The 19,267-nt window shown below is 68.5% G+C and carries 16 protein-coding genes and 1 pseudogene; 10 read left to right on the forward strand and 7 right to left on the reverse strand.

Annotated features, from left to right (window positions below):
- Positions 1-12: 12 nt before the first annotated feature.
- The 4 genes from dop (at position 13) to prcA (ending at position 3,411) form a co-directional block, all read left to right on the forward strand.
- Entirely contained in the window at positions 13-1,521 is a 1,509-nt protein-coding gene (gene dop / locus AWC24_RS00830; RefSeq protein ID WP_085081617.1) for a depupylase/deamidase Dop, read from the forward strand.
- A 101-nt stretch (positions 1,522-1,622) separates the two neighbouring features.
- The gene (locus tag AWC24_RS00835; protein ID WP_085081669.1) at positions 1,623-1,817 is read left to right on the forward strand and encodes a ubiquitin-like protein Pup; all 195 of its coding nucleotides are present in this window, start codon (positions 1,623-1,625) and stop codon (positions 1,815-1,817) included.
- A complete protein-coding gene (gene prcB, locus AWC24_RS00840; RefSeq protein ID WP_085081618.1) occupies positions 1,814-2,698 on the forward strand; it encodes a proteasome subunit beta in 885 nt (294 codons plus the stop codon). Before AWC24_RS00835 ends, prcB begins: the two co-directional genes overlap by 4 nt.
- Positions 2,695-3,411: a proteasome subunit alpha gene (gene prcA / locus AWC24_RS00845; RefSeq protein ID WP_085081619.1), complete on the forward strand. Its 717-nt coding sequence runs from the start codon at positions 2,695-2,697 to the stop codon at positions 3,409-3,411. Before prcB ends, prcA begins: the two co-directional genes overlap by 4 nt.
- 79 nt (positions 3,412-3,490) lie before the next feature.
- On the opposite strand, the gene AWC24_RS00850 is transcribed toward prcA, so the two are convergent.
- Genes AWC24_RS00850 through AWC24_RS00860 form a run of 3 tightly spaced genes read right to left on the reverse strand, consistent with a single transcriptional unit; the run spans position 3,491 to position 5,388 of the window.
- Positions 3,491-3,736, reverse strand: coding sequence for a DUF167 domain-containing protein (locus AWC24_RS00850; RefSeq protein ID WP_085081620.1), 246 nt, complete (start codon positions 3,734-3,736; stop codon positions 3,491-3,493).
- A gap of 12 nt (positions 3,737-3,748) precedes the next feature.
- The gene (locus tag AWC24_RS00855) at positions 3,749-4,948 is read right to left on the reverse strand and encodes a lipid-transfer protein (protein WP_085081621.1); all 1,200 of its coding nucleotides are present in this window, start codon (positions 4,946-4,948) and stop codon (positions 3,749-3,751) included.
- Positions 4,945-5,388 carry a Zn-ribbon domain-containing OB-fold protein gene (locus AWC24_RS00860; protein ID WP_085081670.1) on the reverse strand — a complete coding sequence of 148 codons (444 nt, stop codon included), beginning with the start codon at positions 5,386-5,388 and terminating at the stop codon, positions 4,945-4,947. Before AWC24_RS00860 ends, AWC24_RS00855 begins: the two co-directional genes overlap by 4 nt.
- 96 nt (positions 5,389-5,484) lie before the next feature.
- Here AWC24_RS00860 and polA point away from each other — a divergent pair, with 96 nt between their 5' ends.
- Entirely contained in the window at positions 5,485-8,223 is a 2,739-nt protein-coding gene (gene polA / locus AWC24_RS00865; RefSeq protein ID WP_085081622.1) for a DNA polymerase I, read from the forward strand.
- A gap of 108 nt (positions 8,224-8,331) precedes the next feature.
- On the opposite strand, the gene AWC24_RS00870 is transcribed toward polA, so the two are convergent.
- Positions 8,332-9,468, reverse strand: a complete 1,137-nt coding sequence (locus AWC24_RS00870; RefSeq protein ID WP_407663425.1) for a PrsW family intramembrane metalloprotease — start codon at positions 9,466-9,468, stop codon at positions 8,332-8,334.
- 171 nt (positions 9,469-9,639) lie between these two features.
- Between AWC24_RS00870 and rpsA the strand changes: the two genes are divergently transcribed.
- Complete coding sequence (rpsA, locus tag AWC24_RS00875; RefSeq protein ID WP_085081623.1) at positions 9,640-11,079, forward strand: 30S ribosomal protein S1; 1,440 nt, start codon at positions 9,640-9,642, stop codon at positions 11,077-11,079.
- A 15-nt stretch (positions 11,080-11,094) separates the two neighbouring features.
- On the forward strand, positions 11,095-12,213 hold the full coding sequence (coaE, locus tag AWC24_RS00880; RefSeq protein ID WP_085081624.1) for a dephospho-CoA kinase: 1,119 nt from the start codon (positions 11,095-11,097) through the stop codon (positions 12,211-12,213).
- 6 nt (positions 12,214-12,219) lie between these two features.
- On the opposite strand, the gene AWC24_RS00885 is transcribed toward coaE, so the two are convergent.
- Both AWC24_RS00885 and AWC24_RS00890 read right to left on the reverse strand, forming a co-directional pair.
- On the reverse strand, positions 12,220-12,642 hold the full coding sequence (locus AWC24_RS00885; protein WP_085081625.1) for a hypothetical protein: 423 nt from the start codon (positions 12,640-12,642) through the stop codon (positions 12,220-12,222).
- 40 nt (positions 12,643-12,682) lie between these two features.
- Positions 12,683-13,225 carry a ribonuclease FAU-1 family protein gene (locus tag AWC24_RS00890; protein WP_085081626.1) on the reverse strand — a complete coding sequence of 181 codons (543 nt, stop codon included), beginning with the start codon at positions 13,223-13,225 and terminating at the stop codon, positions 12,683-12,685.
- 81 nt (positions 13,226-13,306) lie between these two features.
- Between AWC24_RS00890 and uvrB the strand changes: the two genes are divergently transcribed.
- Both uvrB and AWC24_RS22730 read left to right on the forward strand, forming a co-directional pair.
- Positions 13,307-15,487 carry an excinuclease ABC subunit UvrB gene (gene uvrB / locus AWC24_RS00895; protein WP_085081627.1) on the forward strand — a complete coding sequence of 727 codons (2,181 nt, stop codon included), beginning with the start codon at positions 13,307-13,309 and terminating at the stop codon, positions 15,485-15,487.
- A gap of 58 nt (positions 15,488-15,545) precedes the next feature.
- Positions 15,546-16,985: an MFS transporter gene (locus tag AWC24_RS22730; protein ID WP_085081628.1), complete on the forward strand. Its 1,440-nt coding sequence runs from the start codon at positions 15,546-15,548 to the stop codon at positions 16,983-16,985.
- Positions 16,986-17,940: 955 nt separating this feature from the next.
- Here the strand turns inward: AWC24_RS22730 and AWC24_RS22735 are convergent.
- Positions 17,941-18,327 (reverse strand): annotated as a pseudogene (locus AWC24_RS22735) (glycosyltransferase family 39 protein); the annotation flags it as partial.
- A 479-nt stretch (positions 18,328-18,806) separates the two neighbouring features.
- Between AWC24_RS22735 and AWC24_RS00910 the strand changes: the two are divergent.
- Positions 18,807-19,253: a universal stress protein gene (locus tag AWC24_RS00910; protein ID WP_085081629.1), complete on the forward strand. Its 447-nt coding sequence runs from the start codon at positions 18,807-18,809 to the stop codon at positions 19,251-19,253.
- Positions 19,254-19,267: the final 14 nt, after the last annotated feature.

A 19,267-nucleotide genomic window follows, 5' to 3' on the forward strand; every position in this document is an offset into this window, starting at 1 on the left:
TAGGCTCTAGGCATGCAACGGATCATCGGTACCGAAGTCGAATACGGCATCGCTTCGCCATCGGATCCGACCGCGAACCCGATCCTCACCTCGACTCAGGCGGTGCTGGCCTACGCCGCTGCCGCCGGAATCCCGCGCGCCAAGCGCACCCGCTGGGACTACGAGGTGGAGTCACCGCTGCGCGACGCCCGCGGATTCGACCTGAGCCGATCGAGCGGCCCGCCGCCGATCATTGACGCCGACGAAGTCGGTGCGGCCAACATGATCCTGACCAACGGGGCGCGGCTCTACGTCGACCACGCCCACCCCGAGTACTCCGCACCCGAGGTCACCGACCCGCTGGACGCGGTGATCTGGGACAAGGCCGGCGAGCGGGTGATGGAGGCCGCCGCTCGCCACGTGGCCAGCGTGCCGGGCGCGGCAAAGCTGCAGCTGTACAAGAACAACATCGACAACAAGGGCGCCTCCTACGGCACCCATGAGAACTACCTGATGAGCCGGCAGACGCCGTTCTCGGCGATCATCGCGGGCCTGACCCCGTTCTTCGTGTCGCGGCAGGTGGTCACCGGCTCCGGCCGCGTCGGTCTGGGCCCGGCCGGCGACGAACCGGGCTTCCAGCTCTCGCAGCGCGCCGACTACATCGAGGTCGAGGTGGGCCTGGAGACGACGCTGAAACGCGGCATCATCAACACCCGCGACGAACCGCACGCCGACGCCGACAAGTACCGCCGCCTGCACGTGATCATCGGCGACGCCAACCTCGCCGAGACGTCGACGTATCTGAAGCTGGGGACGACCGCGCTGGTGCTCGATCTCATCGAGGAGGGGCCCGAGCACGGCATCGACCTGAGCGATCTCGCGCTGGCCCGCCCGGTGCGCGCCGTGCACGTGATCAGCCGCGACCCGACACTGCGGGCCACCGTCGCGCTGGCCGACGGCCGGGAGATGACCGGTCTTGCGCTGCAACGGATCTACCTCGACCGGGCGGCGAAGCTCGTCGATGCGCGCGATCCGGATGCGCGGGCCACCGACATCATCGAGACCTGGGCCCGCGTCCTCGACCAGCTGGAACGCGACCCGATGGAGTGCGCGGACCTGCTGGACTGGCCGGCCAAGCTGCGGCTGCTGGAGGGTTTCCGGCAGCGGGAGAACCTGAGCTGGTCGGCGCCGCGATTGCATCTGATCGATCTGCAGTACTCCGATGTCCGCCTCGACAAGGGCCTCTACAACCGGCTGGTCGCCCGCGGGTCGATGAAGCGGCTGATCACCGAGCAGCAGGTGCTCGACGCGGTCGACAATCCGCCGACCGACACCCGCGCCTACTTCCGCGGCGAGTGCCTGCGCCGGTTCGGCGCCGATATCGCCGCAGCCAGCTGGGACTCGGTGATCTTCGACCTGGGCGGGGAATCGCTGGTCCGGATTCCGACCTTGGAGCCGCTGCGCGGCAGCAAAGCCCATGTCGGGGAGCTGCTCGACTCGGTGGACAGTGCGGCTGAACTGGTCGAACAACTCACTACTTAGGCACTACGCGTCTTAGCCCGCGTCCGCATCGGTGCCGACGGTAGGGTGGAGAAACCGGCGTGCGCGTCATGCGTGGGCCGATGGAGATGCAGGAGGCAGCGATGGCTCAAGAGCAGACCAAGCGTGGCGGTGGCGGTGGCGATGACGACGATCCCACCGGTCCCGCGGCGGCCGGCCAGGAGCGTCGCGAGAAGCTGACCGGTGAGACCGACGACCTGCTCGACGAGATCGACGACGTGCTGGAAGAGAACGCAGAGGACTTCGTGCGCGCGTACGTCCAAAAGGGCGGCCAGTGAGCTGGCCGTTCCATGATCGCCTTCCTGTCAATTCCGCACTTCCCGGGATGCCGTCCAGCCCGGTAGACCTGTCGTCGTTCTCGGATTTCCTGCGCCGGCAGGCGCCGGACCTGCTGCCGGCGGGCAGTGCGGGCTTGAGTTCGGCCGGCACCGCTGAGCTGCCGCACGGCACCACGATCGTCGCGCTGAAGTACCCGGGCGGCGTGGTGATGGCCGGGGACCGGCGTTCCACGCAGGGCAACATGATCGCCGGGCGCGACGTCCAGAAGGTGTACGTCACCGACGAATACACCGCCACCGGCATCGCCGGCACCGCCGCGATCGCCGTCGAGTTCGCCCGGCTCTACGCCGTCGAGTTGGAGCACTACGAGAAGCTCGAAGGGGTGCCGCTGACGTTCGCCGGGAAGGTGAACCGGCTGGCGATCATGGTGCGCGGCAACCTCGGTGCGGCGATGCAGGGGCTGTTGGCGCTGCCGCTGCTGGTGGCCTACGACATCGATGACCCGGACGGGGAGCACGCCGGGCGGATCGTGTCGTTCGACGCGGCCGGTGGCTGGAACGTCGAGGAGGAGGGCTACCAGGCGGTGGGCTCGGGTTCGCTGTTCGCCAAGTCGTCGATGAAGAAGCTGTACGCCCAGGTGGCCGACGCGGATTCGGCGTTGCGGGTGGCTGTCGAGGCGCTGTATGACGCCGCCGATGACGATTCGGCGACCGGTGGACCGGATCTGGTGCGCGGCATCTACCCGACCGCGGTCACCATCGATTCCGAAGGCGCCGTTGACGTCGCCGAGGAGCGCATCGCCGAATTGGCCCGTGAGATCATCGAGAGCCGAACGCGCGGAGGGGATTCGGCGGCGAAGACCAAGCGGGGTAAGAAATGAGCTTCCCGTATTTCATCTCGCCTGAGCAGGCGATGCGTGAGCGCGGTGAGCTCGCGCGCAAGGGCATCGCCCGCGGCCGCGGGGTGATTGCACTGGCCTACGCCGACGGCGTGCTGTTCGTTGCTGAGAACCCTTCGCGCTCACTGCAGAAGATCAGCGAACTCTATGACCGGGTCGGGTTCGCCGCCGCCGGGCGGATCAACGAGTTCGAGAATCTGCGCCGCGGCGGCATCCAATTCGCCGACACCCGCGGCTACGCCTATGACCGCCGCGATGTGACCGCGCGCCAGTTGGCCAACGTCTACGCGCAGACCCTCGGAACCATCTTCACCGAGCAGGCCAAACCCTACGAGGTCGAGCTGTGCGTGGCCGGGGTCGCCTATCAGGGCCAGACCAAAGCGCCTGAGCTGTACCGGATCACCTACGACGGGTCGATCACCGACGAGCCGCACTTCGTGGTGATGGGTGGTACCACCGAACCGGTGATCTCGGCGCTCAAGGAGTCCTACACCGAGAACGCCGAGCTCGCCGACGCGCTGCACATCGCGGTCAACGCGCTCAAGCAGACCGACACCGGAAACGGTGCCGAGCAGCGGGAGCTGGGGCCGGGAACGCTCGAGGTGGCCATCCTGGATGCCAACCGGCCGAAGCGGGCATTTCGCCGGATTCCCCGCGCAACGTTGGAAGAGCTCTTGCCGCAGGCGGATTCCTAGGGGAGTCCGCTACCAGGGCACTTCTCATCGCCGAGTTTGCAACCGTGCAGGCCAAGTGCGAGTGCGGGCCGGCGTCAGTTCAATTTCGTATGGACGGTAGCTCGATCCGGAAGCGCTTGACCCGCGCCGCTGCTCCCGAAGCCAGCTCGACGCGGCTGCGCGGCACCCCGAAATGCTCGGCCAGCAACCGGATCACCGCCGCATTGGCTTTCCCGTCGACGGCGGGTTCACGCACGTAGACCGTCAACTGGCCGTCGGCGTCGGCTTCCACCAGCGGGCCCTTGCGGCTGCCCGGTTTGACCTTGACGACGACGGTTTCGGTCACCGCTCCGGGAACCTATCGGGCGACGATCACCGACGAGCCGTGCCCGAACAGGCCCTGGTTGGCGGTCACACCCACGGTGGCGCCCTCGACCTGCCGGCCGGTGGCCGTGCCGCGCAGCTGCCAGGTCAGCTCGCACACCTGGGCGATCGCCTGCGCCGGGATCGCCTCGCCGAAGCAGGCCAGCCCGCCGGACGGGTTCACCGGCACCCGACCACCGATCGTGGTGGCGCCGCTGCGCAGCAACTGCTCGCCCTCACCCTTGGGGCACAGGCCCAGGTGCTCGTACCAGTCGATCTCCAGCGCCGTGGACAGGTCGTAGACCTCGGCCAAGCTGACGTCCTCGGGGCCGATCCCGGCCTCGGCGTAGGCGGCGTCCAGAATCTGGTCCTTGAACACCCGCTCCGGGGCGGCCACCACCGCGGTGGAATCCGTTGCGATATCCGGCAATTCCGGCAGGTGCTGCGGGTACTTCGGTGTCACGGTGGACACCGCGCGCACCGACGGCACACCGTCGAGCGAACCCAGGTGTTTGCGGGCGAATTCCGCGCTGGCCACGATCAGCGCGGCCGCGCCGTCGGAGGTGGCGCAGATGTCCAGCTGGCGCAGCGGGTCGGAGACCACCGGGCTGGCCAGCACGTCCTCGACCGCGGACTCCTTGCGGTAGCGGGCATTCGGGTTGGCAAGACCGTGCCGGGAGTTCTTCACCTTCACGCTCGCGAAGTCCTCGGAGGTGGCGCCGTAGAGGTCCATCCGGCGGCGTGCCAGCAGCGCGAAGTACACCGGGTTCATCGCGCCGATCAGGTGGAAGCGCTGCCAGTCCGGGTCGTTCTTACGCTCACCGCCGACCGGGGCGAAGGCGCCCTTGGGGGTGGTGTCGGCGCCGATCACCAGCGCCACGTCGCAGAACCCGGCCAGGATCTGGGCCCGGGCGCTCTGCAGCGCCTGCGAACCCGAGGCGCACGCGGCATACGAGGACGACACCGGAACGCCGTTCCAGCCCAGCTTCTGGGCGAACGTCGAACCGGCGATGAAACCGGGGTAACCGTTGCGGATGGTGTCCGCGCCGGCGATGAACTGGATCTGCTGCGCGTTCAGGCCGGCCTCGGCCAGCGCGGCGCGGGCGGCGACCACCCCGTACTCGGTGAAGTCACGGCCCCACTTGCCCCACGGGTGCATGCCCGCACCCAGGATGTACAGCGGCTCGGGGCTCATGCGTCCACCTTCTTCCACGCGTAGACGGTGCGCGTCACGCCGTCGTCGTCGGTGTAGAGCGGCATGGTGGTCAGCTCCATCTCCATACCGACCTTCAGATCCGCGGCCAAGGTGCCCTCGACCACCTTGCCCAGCACGATCAGGCCCTCGTCGGCCAGCTCCACCGCGGCGATCGCGAACGGCTCGAACGGTTCGCTCGGCGGGTAAGGGGCCGGCGGGGAGTACCGGTTCTCGGTGTAGCTCCAGATCTTGCCGCGCCGGGACAGCGCGACCGGCTCCAGCACGTCGCCGTCGCAGGCGGGACTGGGGCAGTTGTTCTCCCGCGGCGGGAACACATAGGTGCCGCACTGCGGGCACTTGGCGCCGATCAGGTGGGGGAGGCCGGCGTCGTCGGTGGCGTACCACCCGTCGATCGCGGGCTGCGAGGCTACATCTGGCACCAGGTCAGCGTACCGAACCGCGACGGCAGAACTGAAACGTGTTGCAATTCCGCCGGCGTCGACGGCCGCGCGCACCGGGTGCATAGAGTTGGGTGCGTGAGCTCAGCCAAGACCGCCCCGACCGACGCTGCGCAAGAAACCCAGACCAAATCGACGCTGTTGCTGCTGGACGGAAACTCGCTGGCCTACCGGGCCTTCTACGCCCTGCCCGCGGAGAACTTCAAGACCCGCAGCGGCCTGACCACCAACGCGGTCTACGGATTCACCGCCATGCTGATCAACCTGCTGCGCGATGAGACGCCCACCCACGTCGCCGCGGCGTTCGACGTCTCCCGGCAGACGTTCCGCTCCGAGCGTTACCCGGAATACAAGGCCACCCGCTCGTCGACGCCCGACGAGTTCCGCGGCCAGATCGACATCACCAAGGAGGTGCTCAACGCGCTGGGGATCACCACCTTGTCCGAGCCCGGCTATGAGGCCGACGACCTGATCGCCACCCTGGCCACCCAGGCCGACGGCGAGGGCTACCGGGTGCTGGTGGTCACCGGCGACCGCGACGCCCTGCAGCTGGTCAACGACAACGTGACCGTGCTGTACCCCCGCAAGGGGGTCAGCGAGCTGACCCGGTTCACCCCCGACGCCGTGGTGGAGAAGTACGGCCTGACCCCGGCGCAGTACCCGGACTTCGCCGCGCTGCGCGGCGACCCCAGCGACAACCTGCCGGGTATCCCCGGTGTCGGGGAGAAGACCGCCACCAAATGGATCGTCGAGTACGGCTCCCTGGAGGGACTGGTCGACAAGGTCGACACCGTCAAGGGCAAGGTCGGAGATGCGTTGCGCGCCAACCTGTCCAGCGTGATCCTCAACCGGGAGCTCACCGACCTGGTGCGCAACGTGCCGCTGGCCCAGACGCCGGACACGTTGCGGCTGGTGCCGTGGAACCGCGAACAGATCCACCAACTCTTCGACGACCTCGAGTTCCGGGTGCTGCGCGACCGGCTGTTCGAGACGCTCGCCACCGCCGAGCCGGAGGTGGACGAGGGCTTCGAGGTGCGCGGCGGCGCGCTGGAGCCCGGAACCGTCGCCGCCTGGCTGGCCGAACACGCCGCCGACGGCCGCCGTGCCGGGCTGGCCGTCATCGGCACCCACCGCAGCTACGACAGCGACGCCACCGCCCTGGCGATCGCCGCCGCCGACGGCGAGGGCGGCTACATCGACACCGCTACGTGCACCGGCGCCGACGACGAGGCGTTGGCGGCCTGGCTGGCCGACGCGGCCAAACCCAAGGCGTTGCACGAGGCGAAGCTGGCCATGCACGATCTGGCCGGGCGCGGCTGGACGCTGGCCGGTGTCACCAGCGACACCGCGCTGGCCGCCTACCTGGTCCGGCCCGGCCAGCGCAGCTTCAGCCTCGACGACCTGTCGGTGCGTTACCTGCGCCGCGAGCTGCGCGCCGAATCCGATGAGCAGCAACAACTCTCGCTGCTCGACGACACCGACGGCGTCGACGACCAGGCGGTGCAGACCGCGATCCTGCGGGCCCGCGCGGTCACCGATCTGGCCGACGCGCTGGACACCGAGCTGGCCCGCATCGACTCGGGCGCCCTGCTCGACGACATCGAGTTGCCGCTGCAGCGGGTACTGGCCGAGATGGAGTCCGTCGGGATCGCCGTCGACCTTGAGCACCTCGGGCAGTTGCAGAGCCGGTTCGGCGACCAGATCCGCGACGCCGCCGAAGCCGCCTACGCGGTGATCGGCAAGCAGATCAACCTCGGCTCGCCCAAACAGCTGCAGGTGGTGCTCTTCGACGAGCTGGGCATGCCCAAGACCAAGAAGACCAAGACCGGCTACACCACCGACGCCGACGCGCTGCAGTCACTGTTCGACAAGACCGGCCACCCGTTTCTGGAGCACCTGTTGGCGCACCGCGACGTCACCCGGCTCAAGGTCACCGTCGACGGGCTGCTCAAGGCGGTGGCCTCCGACGGCCGGATTCACACCACGCTGAATCAGACCATCGCCGCCACCGGCCGGCTCTCCTCGACCGAACCCAATCTGCAGAACATTCCGATCCGCACCGAGGAAGGCCGACAGATCCGCGACGGGTTCGTCGTCGGCTCAAATGATGACGGGGCCTACACCGAGCTGATGACCGCGGACTACAGCCAGATCGAGATGCGGATCATGGCGCACCTGTCGGCGGATGAGGGCCTGATCGAGGCGTTCAACACCGGTGAGGACCTGCACTCGTTCGTCGGGTCGCGGGCGTTCGGCGTGCCGATCGACGAGGTGACCGCGGACATGCGGCGCCGGGTCAAGGCGATGTCCTACGGCCTGGCCTACGGCCTCAGCGCCTACGGATTGTCGCAGCAGCTCAAGATCTCCACCGAAGAGGCCAAAGAGCAGATGGACGCCTACTTCGACCGGTTCGGCGGGGTGCGCGACTACCTGCATGACGTCGTGGAGCAGGCCCGCAAGGACGGCTACACCTCGACGGTGCTGGGCCGGCGGCGTTACCTGCCGGAGCTGGACAGCAGCAACCGCCAGGTCCGCGAGTCCGCCGAGCGGGCCGCGCTCAACGCCCCGATCCAGGGCAGCGCGGCCGACATCATCAAGGTGGCGATGATCAACGTCGATCGGGCGTTGAAGGACTCCGGGCTGCGGTCGCGGATGCTGCTGCAGGTGCATGACGAGCTGTTGTTCGAGGTGGCCGAGGGTGAGCGCGGGGAGCTGGAGGCGCTGGTGCGCGCTCAAATGGGCGGCGCCTACCAGCTGAGCGTCCCGCTGGAGGTCGCGGTCGGCTACGGGCGCAGCTGGGACGCCGCCGCGCACTAGCGGCTTGTCGCAACCGACGACGGCCGAGGTAGTCGTCGAGTGTGCGGTTTGGCATGCAAATTCGGCCCAACGCGTGCCAAAACGCGCGCTCGGCAAGAAATCGCGGTCCTAACGCCGGACGAGCAGCGGCGAGCGGTAACCGGCCATCACCTGCAGCACCGGGGCCGCGGCCCGGGCCGCCGCCACGCCGTGGGCGTCCTCGTGCTGGAGGGCGAACACCTCGGGATCGCCGAAGCCGCGGTCGATGCGATCCCGCACGAACGCCAACTCCACGACCTGGGCGGCGAACTTCTTGACGCTGCGGGCCGCGGGCTTGCCGCCGATCCGCCGCGCTTCGCGGATCGCGTGCTTGCGCGCCCGGATGGAGCCCAGCCAGGTCTCCTCGTTCGGGCTGATCAGCCCACCCATCACCATGGCGGGCAGCTTGGTGGCGACCAGGTGTTGTTCGTGCCGGCGGCTCACCGCGCCCAGCACCACCAACAGCAGGAACACCGGCACCATCCAGAACAGGTAGGTGGTCAGGAAGTACCGGGCGTCGCCCATCGACAGCGACGCGTTCCACAGGGCGTGCATGCCGACCGCCCCCAGATAGCCGAGCAGGATCACGAAAGCCTTCGACCAGAACCCGCGGCGACGCAGCGCGAAGAACACCCCGATACCGGTCATCGTGGTGAACAGCGGGTGGGCGAACGGCCCGACGACCAGTCGCGCGATGGCCACCGCGGCCATCTTGGCCGGCGACTCGGCGGGCGCGATGTAGACGATGTCCTCCATCCAGGCGAACCCCACCGCGGCGACGCCCGCGTAGACCATGCAGTCGGTCAGCGAGTTGAGCTCATGGCGGCGGCGGCCGGTCAGCATGATCAGCAGGAACAGTCCCTTGGCGGCCTCCTCGATGAACGGCGCCTGGATCGCGGCCATGTCGAAGCTCTTCGACACCAGCGGCCGCACGGTGGCCAACGAGGATCCGAACGTTTCCAGCCCCACCGCCAGCACCACGGCGACCGACGCGCCCCACAGAAACGCCAGCTGCAGCAACCGGCGTGGTTCGGGCTCCCACCGGTCCAGCCACCGGTAGCACAGCAGCACCACCAGCATTGACATGCTGGCCAGCACCAGCGCGGTGAGCGTGCCGCCCGGGTTGGCCGCGGTGAAGAACAGCAGCAGCAACGCGGTGAGGACGCTGAGCAGGACGATGACGTAGAGCGGCGCTCCGACCTTGCGGCGGTTCCGCATCTGGGGCATAGCGACGCAGCTTAGATGTTATGACCACCGGTTTGTCCAGCGTGCAAGGCGTCGAGTAGCCTCGACAGGTAGTCCTCGACCAGTTCTAGCAGGGTCGTGGCCCACCGCATGCCCCGCGTGCGTGATATCACCTGTCCCTACGACCACAACTTGTCCGGAGCAACCCAACACATGCCAAGTCCCACCGTCACCTCGCCGCAAGTAGCCGTCAACGACATCGGCTCGGCCGAGGATTTTCTCGCCGCCATCGACAAAACGATCAAGTACTTCAACGATGGCGACATCGTGGAAGGGACGATCGTCAAGGTTGACCGGGACGAGGTCCTGCTCGACATCGGCTACAAGACCGAAGGCGTCATTCCCAGCCGCGAACTGTCCATCAAGCACGACGTCGACCCCCACGAGGTGGTGTCCGTCGGTGACGAGGTCGAGGCCCTGGTCCTGACCAAGGAGGACAAAGAGGGTCGGCTGATCCTGTCCAAGAAGCGCGCCCAGTACGAGCGCGCCTGGGGCACGATCGAAGAGCTCAAGGAGAAGGACGAGGCCGTCAAGGGCACCGTCATCGAGGTCGTCAAGGGCGGCCTGATCCTCGACATCGGGCTGCGCGGCTTCCTGCCCGCCTCGCTGGTGGAGATGCGCCGGGTCCGTGACCTGCAGCCCTACATCGGTCGCGAGATCGAGGCCAAGATCATCGAGCTGGACAAGAACCGCAACAACGTGGTGCTGAGCCGCCGCGCCTGGCTGGAGCAGACCCAGTCCGAGGTGCGCAGCGAGTTCCTCAACCAGCTGCAGAAGGGCGCCGTCCGCAAGGGCGTGGTGTCCTCGATCGTCAACTTCGGCGCGTTCGTCGACCTGGGCGGGGTGGACGGCCTGGTGCACGTCTCCGAGCTGTCCTGGAAGCACATCGACCACCCGTCCGAGGTGGTTCAGGTGGGCGACGAGGTCACCGTCGAGGTGCTCGACGTCGACATGGACCGCGAGCGGGTTTCGTTGTCGCTCAAGGCCACCCAGGAAGACCCGTGGCGGCACTTCGCCCGCACCCACGCCATCGGCCAGATCGTGCCGGGCAAGGTCACCAAGCTGGTGCCGTTCGGCGCGTTCGTCCGTGTCGAGGAGGGCATCGAGGGTCTGGTGCACATCTCCGAGCTGGCTGAGCAGCACGTCGAGGTGCCCGACCAGGTGGTCGCGGTCGGCGACGACGCCATGGTCAAGGTCATCGACATCGATCTGGACCGCCGCCGGATCTCGCTGAGCCTCAAGCAGGCCAATGAGGACTACACCGAGGAGTTCGACCCCTCGAAGTACGGCATGGCCGACAGCTACGACGAGCAGGGCAACTACATCTTCCCCGAGGGCTTCGACGCCGAGACCAACGAATGGATCGAGGGTTTCGACAAGCAGCGCTCCGAGTGGGAGGCCCGCTACGCCGAGGCCGAGCGCCGGCACAAGATGCACACCGCGCAGATCGAGAAGTTCGCTGCCGCCGAGCACGCCGAGTCTCGTTCGGGTGCCAACGGGTCGCACCGCGACGAGGCGCCTGCCGGCGGTTCGCTGGCCAGCGACGAGCAGCTCGCCGCGCTGCGGGAGAAGCTCGCCGGTAACAGCGCCTAGTCACGCGCAACGCAGATGCTGCGCATCGGGCTGACCGGCGGTATCGGCGCCGGGAAGTCGACGGTGTCGGCGACCTTCAGCCGCTTCGGCGCCGTCGTCGTCGACGGCGACGTCATCGCCCGTGAAGTGGTCGAACCCGGCACCGAAGGCCTGGCCGCACTGGTCGAGGCCTTCGGGCCGGGGATTCTGCTGCCCGACGGGGCGCTGGACCGTCCGGCGCTGGCCGCGATCGCCTTCAGCGACGACGACAAGCGGGCGACCCTCAACGGCATCGTGCACCCGCTGGTGGCGCGGCGCCGCAGTGAGTTGATCGCGGCGGCCGGTGCTGACGCGATCATCGTCGAGGACATCCCGCTGCTGGTCGAATCGCAGATGGCGCCGATGTTCCCGCTGGTGATCGTGGTGCACGCGGACGTCGAGACCCGAGTAACCCGACTCCGCACCCACCGCGGCATGCCCGAAGAAGACGCGCGCGCCCGCATCGCCGCCCAGGCCACCGAACCGCAGCGCCGCGCGGTCGCCGACGTCTGGCTGGACAACTCCGGGGACCCCGACGAGCTGGCGGCACAGGCGCTGCAGTTGTGGCAGCAGCGTATCGAGCCGTTCGCCCACAACCTGGCCGCCCGCCGCACCGTGCCGTCGCCGACGCAGCCGGTGCCGGCCGACCCGACCTGGCCGGATCAGGCGCAGCGCGTTCTGGCCCGGCTGCAGACCAGCTGCGGGCACCGGGCACTGCGCATCGATCACGTCGGCGATACCGCGGTGGCCGGGCGCGACGCCCGAGACGTCATCGAGGTGCAGGTGACGGTGGAATCCCTGGCGGTGGCCGACGAGCTCGCCGAGCCGCTGCTGGCGGCCGGCTATCCCCGGGTCGAGGGGGTCACCGCCGACACCGCGCCCACCGGCGATGATCCGGCGTTGTGGGAGAAGCGGTTTCACGCGTCGGCTGACCCGGGACGGCCCACCCACATTCAGTTGCGCGTCGAGGGCCGGCCCAATCAGCGGTTCGCCCTGCTGGTCCCGGCTTGGCTGGCGGCCAACCCGGGCGAGCGCCTCGCCGCCTCCGACGAACTCGACGAAGACGCCTACCGGCGGGCGCTGGCGTGGGCCGACGACACCGGCTGGGGTCCTTAAGGCCGGTCAGGCCATGCTGCTGATCAGCGCGCCGCACAGCATCGCGCCGTTGCGCGGGTCGCTGCTGTCTTTCCAGGTGGTGACGAAGCGGTCGCTCTTCACCGCAACGAGGTCATCCACGTGGATCTCGCAGTGCACGTTCGCCGACGACGGCCAGCGCAGCCGGATGACCATGCCCGCCTTGCTCGGGTCGGAGAGCACCGCGTTGGCCTCGAACGGCGCCCCGAAGCCGTCGATGTCGCCGCTGGCGGTCTGGGTGTCGTTGAGCATGAAGGTGACCACGCTGCCGGTGGTCCATGCGTCGACCCGCGCGATATAGGTGACGTTGTGCAGCTCGTCGGCTGCGGCCGTCGCCGGGATCAGCTGACCGCACCCGAGCAGGGCCGCGGTCGTCGCGGTGGCGACACCGATTCGCAGGTTGGCGTTCATCTTTTCGAGATTACCTAAACAACGGCCGGCGCTGCGGTGGTTACCGGTGCGTCCCCGCCGGCGGCCCGGCCAGGCCGTCGTTGACCGGCCAGGACACCGGCATGCCCAGGCCGGTCAGCCAGCGCTGCAGGTCGTAGCCGTTGCCGGCCAGGCCGTCGACGGCGGCGACCGCGCGCATCACCGCCCGCTCGGCGTCGTCCTGGGTGAGCAGACCCTCCCGCACGGCGACCATCAACTCGTCGACGTCGGTGAGTTCGACGTCGCGGCCGGTGCGCAGCACCAGGTCCAGGTAGTGGTCCCGGGAGCGCCACTGCGCAGGTCCCCGGGTGTAGTCGCCGACGTCGAGGTAGAAGTCCTGGTCGCGTTCGTGGCCCGGGTTGAAGTGGAAGATGGTCGCACGCAGCCCCAGCTCGGGCAGCAGCCATGACTCCAGGTAGCGGAACTGGGCGCGTCCCGGGGTGGGCCGGGCCAGATAGAGACCCCACGGTTGCACGGTGTAGACGTCGACGGCGCGCACCACCCCTTTCGGGTCGGTGTTGGTCTTCGCGACCAGGTCAAAGGTCTCGTGCTTGGGCGGATGCACCGTGTTGGCCTCTCCCGGGCCGCCACTGGGCGGCCGCGTCGTCGACGGACGTCTGTCAGACACCCGGCCTACTCTGGGTTCGTGGCTTTCGCAACCGAACACCCCGTCGTCGCGCATTCGGAGTACCGGCCTGCCGCGGACGCCGTCGAAGGCATCGTGCGGGCCGGCGGCCGTTTCGAAGTGGTCAGCGACTACCAGCCCGCCGGCGACCAACCTACCGCCATCGCCGAGCTGGACCGGCGCATCAACGCGGGGGAGAAGGACGTGGTGCTGCTCGGCGCCACCGGCACTGGCAAGTCGGCGACCGCGGCCTGGCTGATCGAACGGTTGCAGCGGCCCACCCTGGTGATGGCGCCGAACAAGACGCTGGCCGCGCAGCTCGCCAATGAGCTCCGAGAGATGTTGCCGCACAACGCCGTCGAGTACTTCGTCTCCTACTACGACTACTACCAGCCCGAGGCTTACATCGCCCAGACCGACACCTACATCGAGAAGGACAGCTCCATCAACGACGACGTGGAGCGGCTGCGCCATTCGGCGACCTCGAGCCTGCTGTCCCGGCGCGACGTGGTGGTGGTGGCGTCGGTGTCCTGCATCTACGGCCTGGGCACCCCGCAGTCCTACCTGGACCGCTCCGTCGAGCTGCAGGTCGGCTCCGAGGTGCCGCGGGATGGACTGCTGAGGTTGTTGGTTGATGTCCAGTACACCCGCAACGACATGGCGTTCACCCGCGGCTCGTTCCGGGTGCGCGGCGACACCGTCGAGATCATCCCCTCCTATGAGGAGCTGGCTGTCCGCATCGAGTACTTCGGCGACGAGATCGAGGCACTGTATTACCTGCATCCGCTCACCGGGGACGTGGTCCGCAAGGTCGACTCGCTGCGGATCTTTCCGGCCACCCACTATGTGGCCGGCCCGGAGCGGATGACCCAGGCGATCTCCACCATCGAGGAGGAACTGGCCGTCCGGCTCGACGAGCTGGAGCGCCACGGCAAGCTGCTGGAGGCCCAGCGGCTGCGGATGCGCACCAACTACGACATCGAGATGATGCGCCAGGTCGGGTTCTGCTCGGGCATCGAGAACTATTCCCGGCACATCGACGGTCGCGGCGCCGGCTCCCCGCCGGCCACCCTGCTGGATTACTTCCCGGAGGACTTCCTGCTGATCATCGACGAGTCGCACGTCACCGTGCCGCAGATCGGCGGCATGTACGAGGGGGACATGTCGCGGAAGCGAAACTTGGTGGAGTTCGGGTTCCGGCTGCCGTCGGCCTGCGACAACCGGCCGCTGACCTGGGAGGAGTTCGCCGACCGGATCGGGCAGACGGTCTACATGTCGGCCACCCCGGGCCCTTATGAGCTCAGCCAGGCCGCCGGCGAGTTCGTCGAGCAGGTGATCCGCCCGACCGGCCTGGTCGACCCGAAGGTGGTGGTGAAGCCGACCAAGGGCCAGATCGACGACCTGATCGGCGAGATCCGGCAGCGCGCCGAGGCCGACGAGCGGGTGCTGGTGACCACGCTGACCAAGAAGATGGCCGAAGACCTCACCGACTACCTGCTGGAGATGGGGATCCGGGTGCGCTACCTGCACTCCGAGGTCGACACGCTGCGGCGGGTGGAGCTGCTGCGACAGTTGCGGCTCGGCGACTACGACGTCCTGATCGGGATCAACCTGCTGCGGGAGGGCCTGGACCTGCCGGAGGTGTCGCTGGTGTCGATCCTCGACGCCGACAAGGAAGGCTTCCTGCGTTCCACCCGCAGCCTGATCCAGACCATCGGCCGCGCAGCCCGCAACGTCTCCGGCGAAGTGCACATGTACGCCGACAAGATCACCGACTCGATGCGCGAGGCCATCGACGAGACCGAACGGCGCCGCGCCAAGCAGGTCGCCTACAACGAGGCGAACGGTATCGACCCGCAACCGCTGCGCAAGAAGATCGCCGACATTCTCGATCAGGTGTACCGGGAAGCGGAAGACACCGAGGCCAGAAAGGACATCGCGGTCGCCGGGTCGGGCCGTAACGCCTCGCGGGGCCGGCGGGCACAGGGAGAACCGGGCCGCGCGGTGAGTGCCGGGGTGTTCGAGGGCCGCGATACGGCGAGCATGCCGCGCGCCGAACTGGCCGACCTGATCAAGGACCTCACCGATCAGATGATGAACGCCGCCCGTGACCTGCAATTCGAGCTGGCCGCGCGGATCCGCGACGAGATCGCCGACCTCAAGAAGGAATTGCGGGGGATGGACGCGGCCGGGATCAAGTGACGCGCCAGCTTGGGGACCGTTTTCGCGTGTCACGGGGATCCGTGATTGACTGCAAGCGGTGGTGGATCTGACTGAAGCGGTGACGACCGACTCCGCTGTAAACACTGGCAGCTGGCGTGAGCTGCTCGGAAAGCGCTATCTGGGGACTTCGGCTGTGCTGGCCGGGGGCGTAGCCCTATACGCGACCAACGAGTTCCTGACGGTCAGTCTGCTGCCCAGCACGGTCAAAGACATCGGCGGTGAGCGCTTCTACTCCTGGGTGACCACCTTGTATCTGGTCGGATCGGTGCTCGCCGCCGCGGCGGCCAACGCGGTGCTGGTCCGGATCGGCTCCCGGTCGTCCTACCTGTTGGGTCTGCTGGCGTTCGGCGCCGGCGGTGTGGTGTGCGCGGCGGCCCCCCAGATGGAGATGCTGCTGGTCGGCCGCACCCTGCAGGGCATGGGCGGTGGCCTGCTGGCCGGATTGGGTTATGCGCTGATCAACGCCGTCCTGCCCAGTTGGCTGTGGACCCGTGCATCAGGGCTGGTATCGGCGATGTGGGGGATCGGCACGTTGGTCGGCCCGGCCGCCGGTGGCTTGTTCGCCCAGTTCGGTCTGTGGCGATGGGCATTCGCCGTCATGGTGGTGCTGTCCGGGGTGATGGCCGCGGCGGTGAGTGTGGTGATGTCGGCGAGTCGCGGCGGCCATCACGGCGAACCGATGAAGATCCCGGTGCGGTCGCTGCTGCTGCTCGGTGCCGCCGCGCTGGCGGTCAGTGTGGCGCAATTGCCGCACAACATGTTCGGTGCGGCGGGGCTGTTGCTGGTCGGCGGCGTCCTGCTGGTGGTGTTCCTGTTCCTGGACAAGCGCTCGTCGGCGGCGGTGTTGCCGCCCAGCGCGTTCCACCCGGGCCGGGAGAAGTGGATCTATCTGACGTTGGGCCTGCTGATGGCCACCACGAAGGCCAACCTGTACATCCCGCTGCTGGGTCAGCGGCTGGCCCACCTGCCGCCGGTGATGGCCGGGTTCCTGGGTGCGGCCTTGTCCACCGGCTGGACGATCAGCGAGATCGCCAGCGCCTCGGTGAGCAAGACGCGGGTGGTGATCGGGCTGGTGATCAGCGCGCCGCTGGTGATGTCGGCGGGGCTGGCGGTGGTCGCGTTCACCCGGATGAACCACTACAACCCGACCGCGGTCGGTGCGATCTGGGCGGTCGCGTTGTTGGTCGTCGGGATCGGCGTGGGCGCCGGCTGGCCGCACCTGTCGGCGTGGGCGATGAGCTGTGTCGACGATCCCGCCGAGGGCGGTACGGCCGCGGCCGCGATCAACACCGTCGCGCTGATCGGCGGGGCGTTCGGGGCCGGCTTCGCCGGCCTGGTGGTCAACACCGCGATCAGCACCGGTCTGCCGGCCGCCCGCTGGTTGTTCGCGATCTTCGCCGCCATGGCCGCCGTCGGGTGCGTGGTGGCCTATCGGGCCAGCCGCGGTAGCAGCCCGTTGCCGGGCGCCTCCACCTGACGGGTTGTCTCGCGGATTTCACCCGGGTGGACTTGATCACCTGGGAGTAGGTGAACTGCCAGCGTTCGACGACGTGGAAGCCCAACCGGTGCAGCACCCGGCCGTCGGGCGTGCGGGCGAACCGGGCGCCCGGCGCCAGCATGACCGCGACCTGATGGGCCGGCAGGGCACGGTCATGATCGGTGATGGTCCAGATCGTCGGGCAGTCGGCGAACTGATCGGTCAGCGCCCACACCGCCAGATGCCCGTCCCAGAGCCGGCCCAGCTGCTGCCGGCGCGGTCCCAGGCCGGGGTCTCGCAGCTTGGCGAACGTCTCGGGCCGGCCGGCCGGCAGTGCCCGGATCGGGCCGGGCAACCACCTGGTGGTGTTGTCGATCATCAGGCAGTCTCCGGGCCGGGCGTGCTCGTCGATCACGTCGGCCACCGCGCTGTAGTCCCAACCCTCTTTGGCGTAGCGATCGCGTTGATTGACAACGTAATTGGGCGCCGCCGCGATCGCCAGTACCGCCAGCCCAGTGATGACGGCGCGGCGCGGCCGGGCGAGCGCGGCCACGGCGATGTGCAACGCGAGGGCCAACGCGATCGCCATGGCGGGCGCGGTGGCGATCAGGTAGCGCGGGTAGTAGACGGGTTTCACCAGCACCGAATAGGCCACCGTGACCACGGTGGGGACGACCAGCCAGGCGGCGCAGAGCATCACCAGTTGCCGCACCGCGCCGGCCGGTGCCGGACGGATCCCGGCCCGCACGCCCACCACGGCGACGGCGATCAGCAACCAGGCCGAGATCGCGAACGGCACGCTGTCGTCGAAGAACTGCTGCTGTGCGATCTCGAGGACGGTGTGGCCGTTCACCGGCCGTATCCAGGCGACCTGCCAGATCTGCCGTTGGCTGAACCACAGGAACGGAGCCAGCACGGCCAGGGCGATTCCGGCGGCGCCGGCAAAGCGCCGCTGCACCGAGCGGTCGCTCCCGCACGCCCGCAGGCCCACCGCATGCACCGCCACCATGAGCACGGTGAAGGTGTTCAGCAGGGTCGAGGCCACCAGCGCGGCGCCGTAACCCAGCCACCGCGCCGCGGTGTTCCGGCGCGCCGCGCTCAGCCACAGCACGGTGAGCCAGACCGCGGACATCGCCGCGAACGCATAGGGGCGCGTTTCCACCCCGGCCCACGTCATCCGTGGCAGCACCGCATACAGCACGCCGGCGCAGACCGACACGCGCCGGCCGGTGAACCGGCGAGACAACACCACCACCCCGGCGGCGCCGGCGCCGACCGCCAGGCAGCTGGGTGCCCGCGCCCAGAATTCCGTCGCCGGGAACACGGCGAACCAGCCGTGCATGAACAGGTAGTACAGGCCGTGCACCGCGTCGATGTGGGTCAGCAGCTGCCACAGTTCCGGCAGCGACCGATGCGTCGACGCCGAGATGGTGGCCGACTCGTCGAACCACAGGGATGGCCGGCTCGCGCCGATGCCGCTGATCACGGTGGCCACCAACCCGATCAGGACCGCATCCGGGGGCCGGCGCCGCCGGCGGGGCGAATCCGCCGCCGTGCCCACCGGAGCCCGGGCCAGTACCAGGCTCAACGGCGTCTGCTATCGCGAGCGATGACGGTTATGACAGTTCACGCTACCGCCCGGCGCCGGGTGTCAGCCACGTCACGACGGCGGTGAGATGCGGTTTTCGTACCGGCCAGCGCCGATGTGTGTGCAGCAACGCAGGCGACATGTGACGCCAATCGCCCCCATCGGGGCCTCTGACGCGTTAGTGTCGCCATGGCTTATTAGCGCATTTCAACTTTTCACCGGGAGGGTTACGGATGAGCGGCTACAAGACGGTGGTGGTCGGCACGGACGGCTCGGATTCTTCGCTGCGTGCCGTCGACCGTGCCGGTCACCTGGCGTCGGGTGAGGGTGCGAAGGTCGTCATCGCCACCGCCTACCTGCCGCACGCCGACGACCCGCGGGCCGTCGACGCTCTGAAGGACGAGAGCTACAAGGCCTCCGGCAGCGCCCCGATCTACGCCATCCTCAAGGAGGCCAAGGAGCGCGCTGTCGCGGCCGGGGCCTACGAGGTGGAGGAGCGCGCGGTCGTCGGCGCGCCGGTGGACGCGCTGGTGGAACTGGCCGAGTCGGTCAACGCGGACCTGCTGGTGGTCGGCAACGTGGGTCTGAGCACGATCGCCGGGCGGTTGCTCGGGTCGGTGCCGGCCAACGTGTCGCGGCGCGCCAAGGTCGACGTGTTGATCGTGCACACCACCGGCTGACCGGGCCGGGCCTG

This window comes from Mycolicibacter senuensis (assembly GCF_002101885.1).
Lineage (GTDB): Bacteria > Actinomycetota > Actinomycetes > Mycobacteriales > Mycobacteriaceae > Mycobacterium > Mycobacterium senuense.

Excerpts from the sequence above, each read along its gene's own strand:
- prcA (WP_085081619.1), top strand. The coding sequence starts at position 2,695 with ATGAGCTTCCCGTATTTCATCTCGCCTGAGCAGGCGATGCGTGAGCGC.
- dop (WP_085081617.1), top strand. The coding sequence starts at position 13 with ATGCAACGGATCATCGGTACCGAAGTCGAATACGGCATCGCTTCGCCA.
- coaE (WP_085081624.1), top strand. The coding sequence starts at position 11,095 with ATGCTGCGCATCGGGCTGACCGGCGGTATCGGCGCCGGGAAGTCGACG.
- AWC24_RS00855 (WP_085081621.1), bottom strand. The coding sequence starts at position 4,948 with ATGAGCCCCGAGCCGCTGTACATCCTGGGTGCGGGCATGCACCCGTGG.
- AWC24_RS00910 (WP_085081629.1), top strand. The coding sequence starts at position 18,807 with ATGAGCGGCTACAAGACGGTGGTGGTCGGCACGGACGGCTCGGATTCT.
- rpsA (WP_085081623.1), top strand. The coding sequence starts at position 9,640 with ATGCCAAGTCCCACCGTCACCTCGCCGCAAGTAGCCGTCAACGACATC.
- AWC24_RS00885 (WP_085081625.1), bottom strand. The coding sequence starts at position 12,642 with ATGAACGCCAACCTGCGAATCGGTGTCGCCACCGCGACGACCGCGGCC.
- AWC24_RS00870 (WP_407663425.1), bottom strand. The coding sequence starts at position 9,468 with ATGCCCCAGATGCGGAACCGCCGCAAGGTCGGAGCGCCGCTCTACGTC.
- AWC24_RS00835 (WP_085081669.1), top strand. The coding sequence starts at position 1,623 with ATGGCTCAAGAGCAGACCAAGCGTGGCGGTGGCGGTGGCGATGACGAC.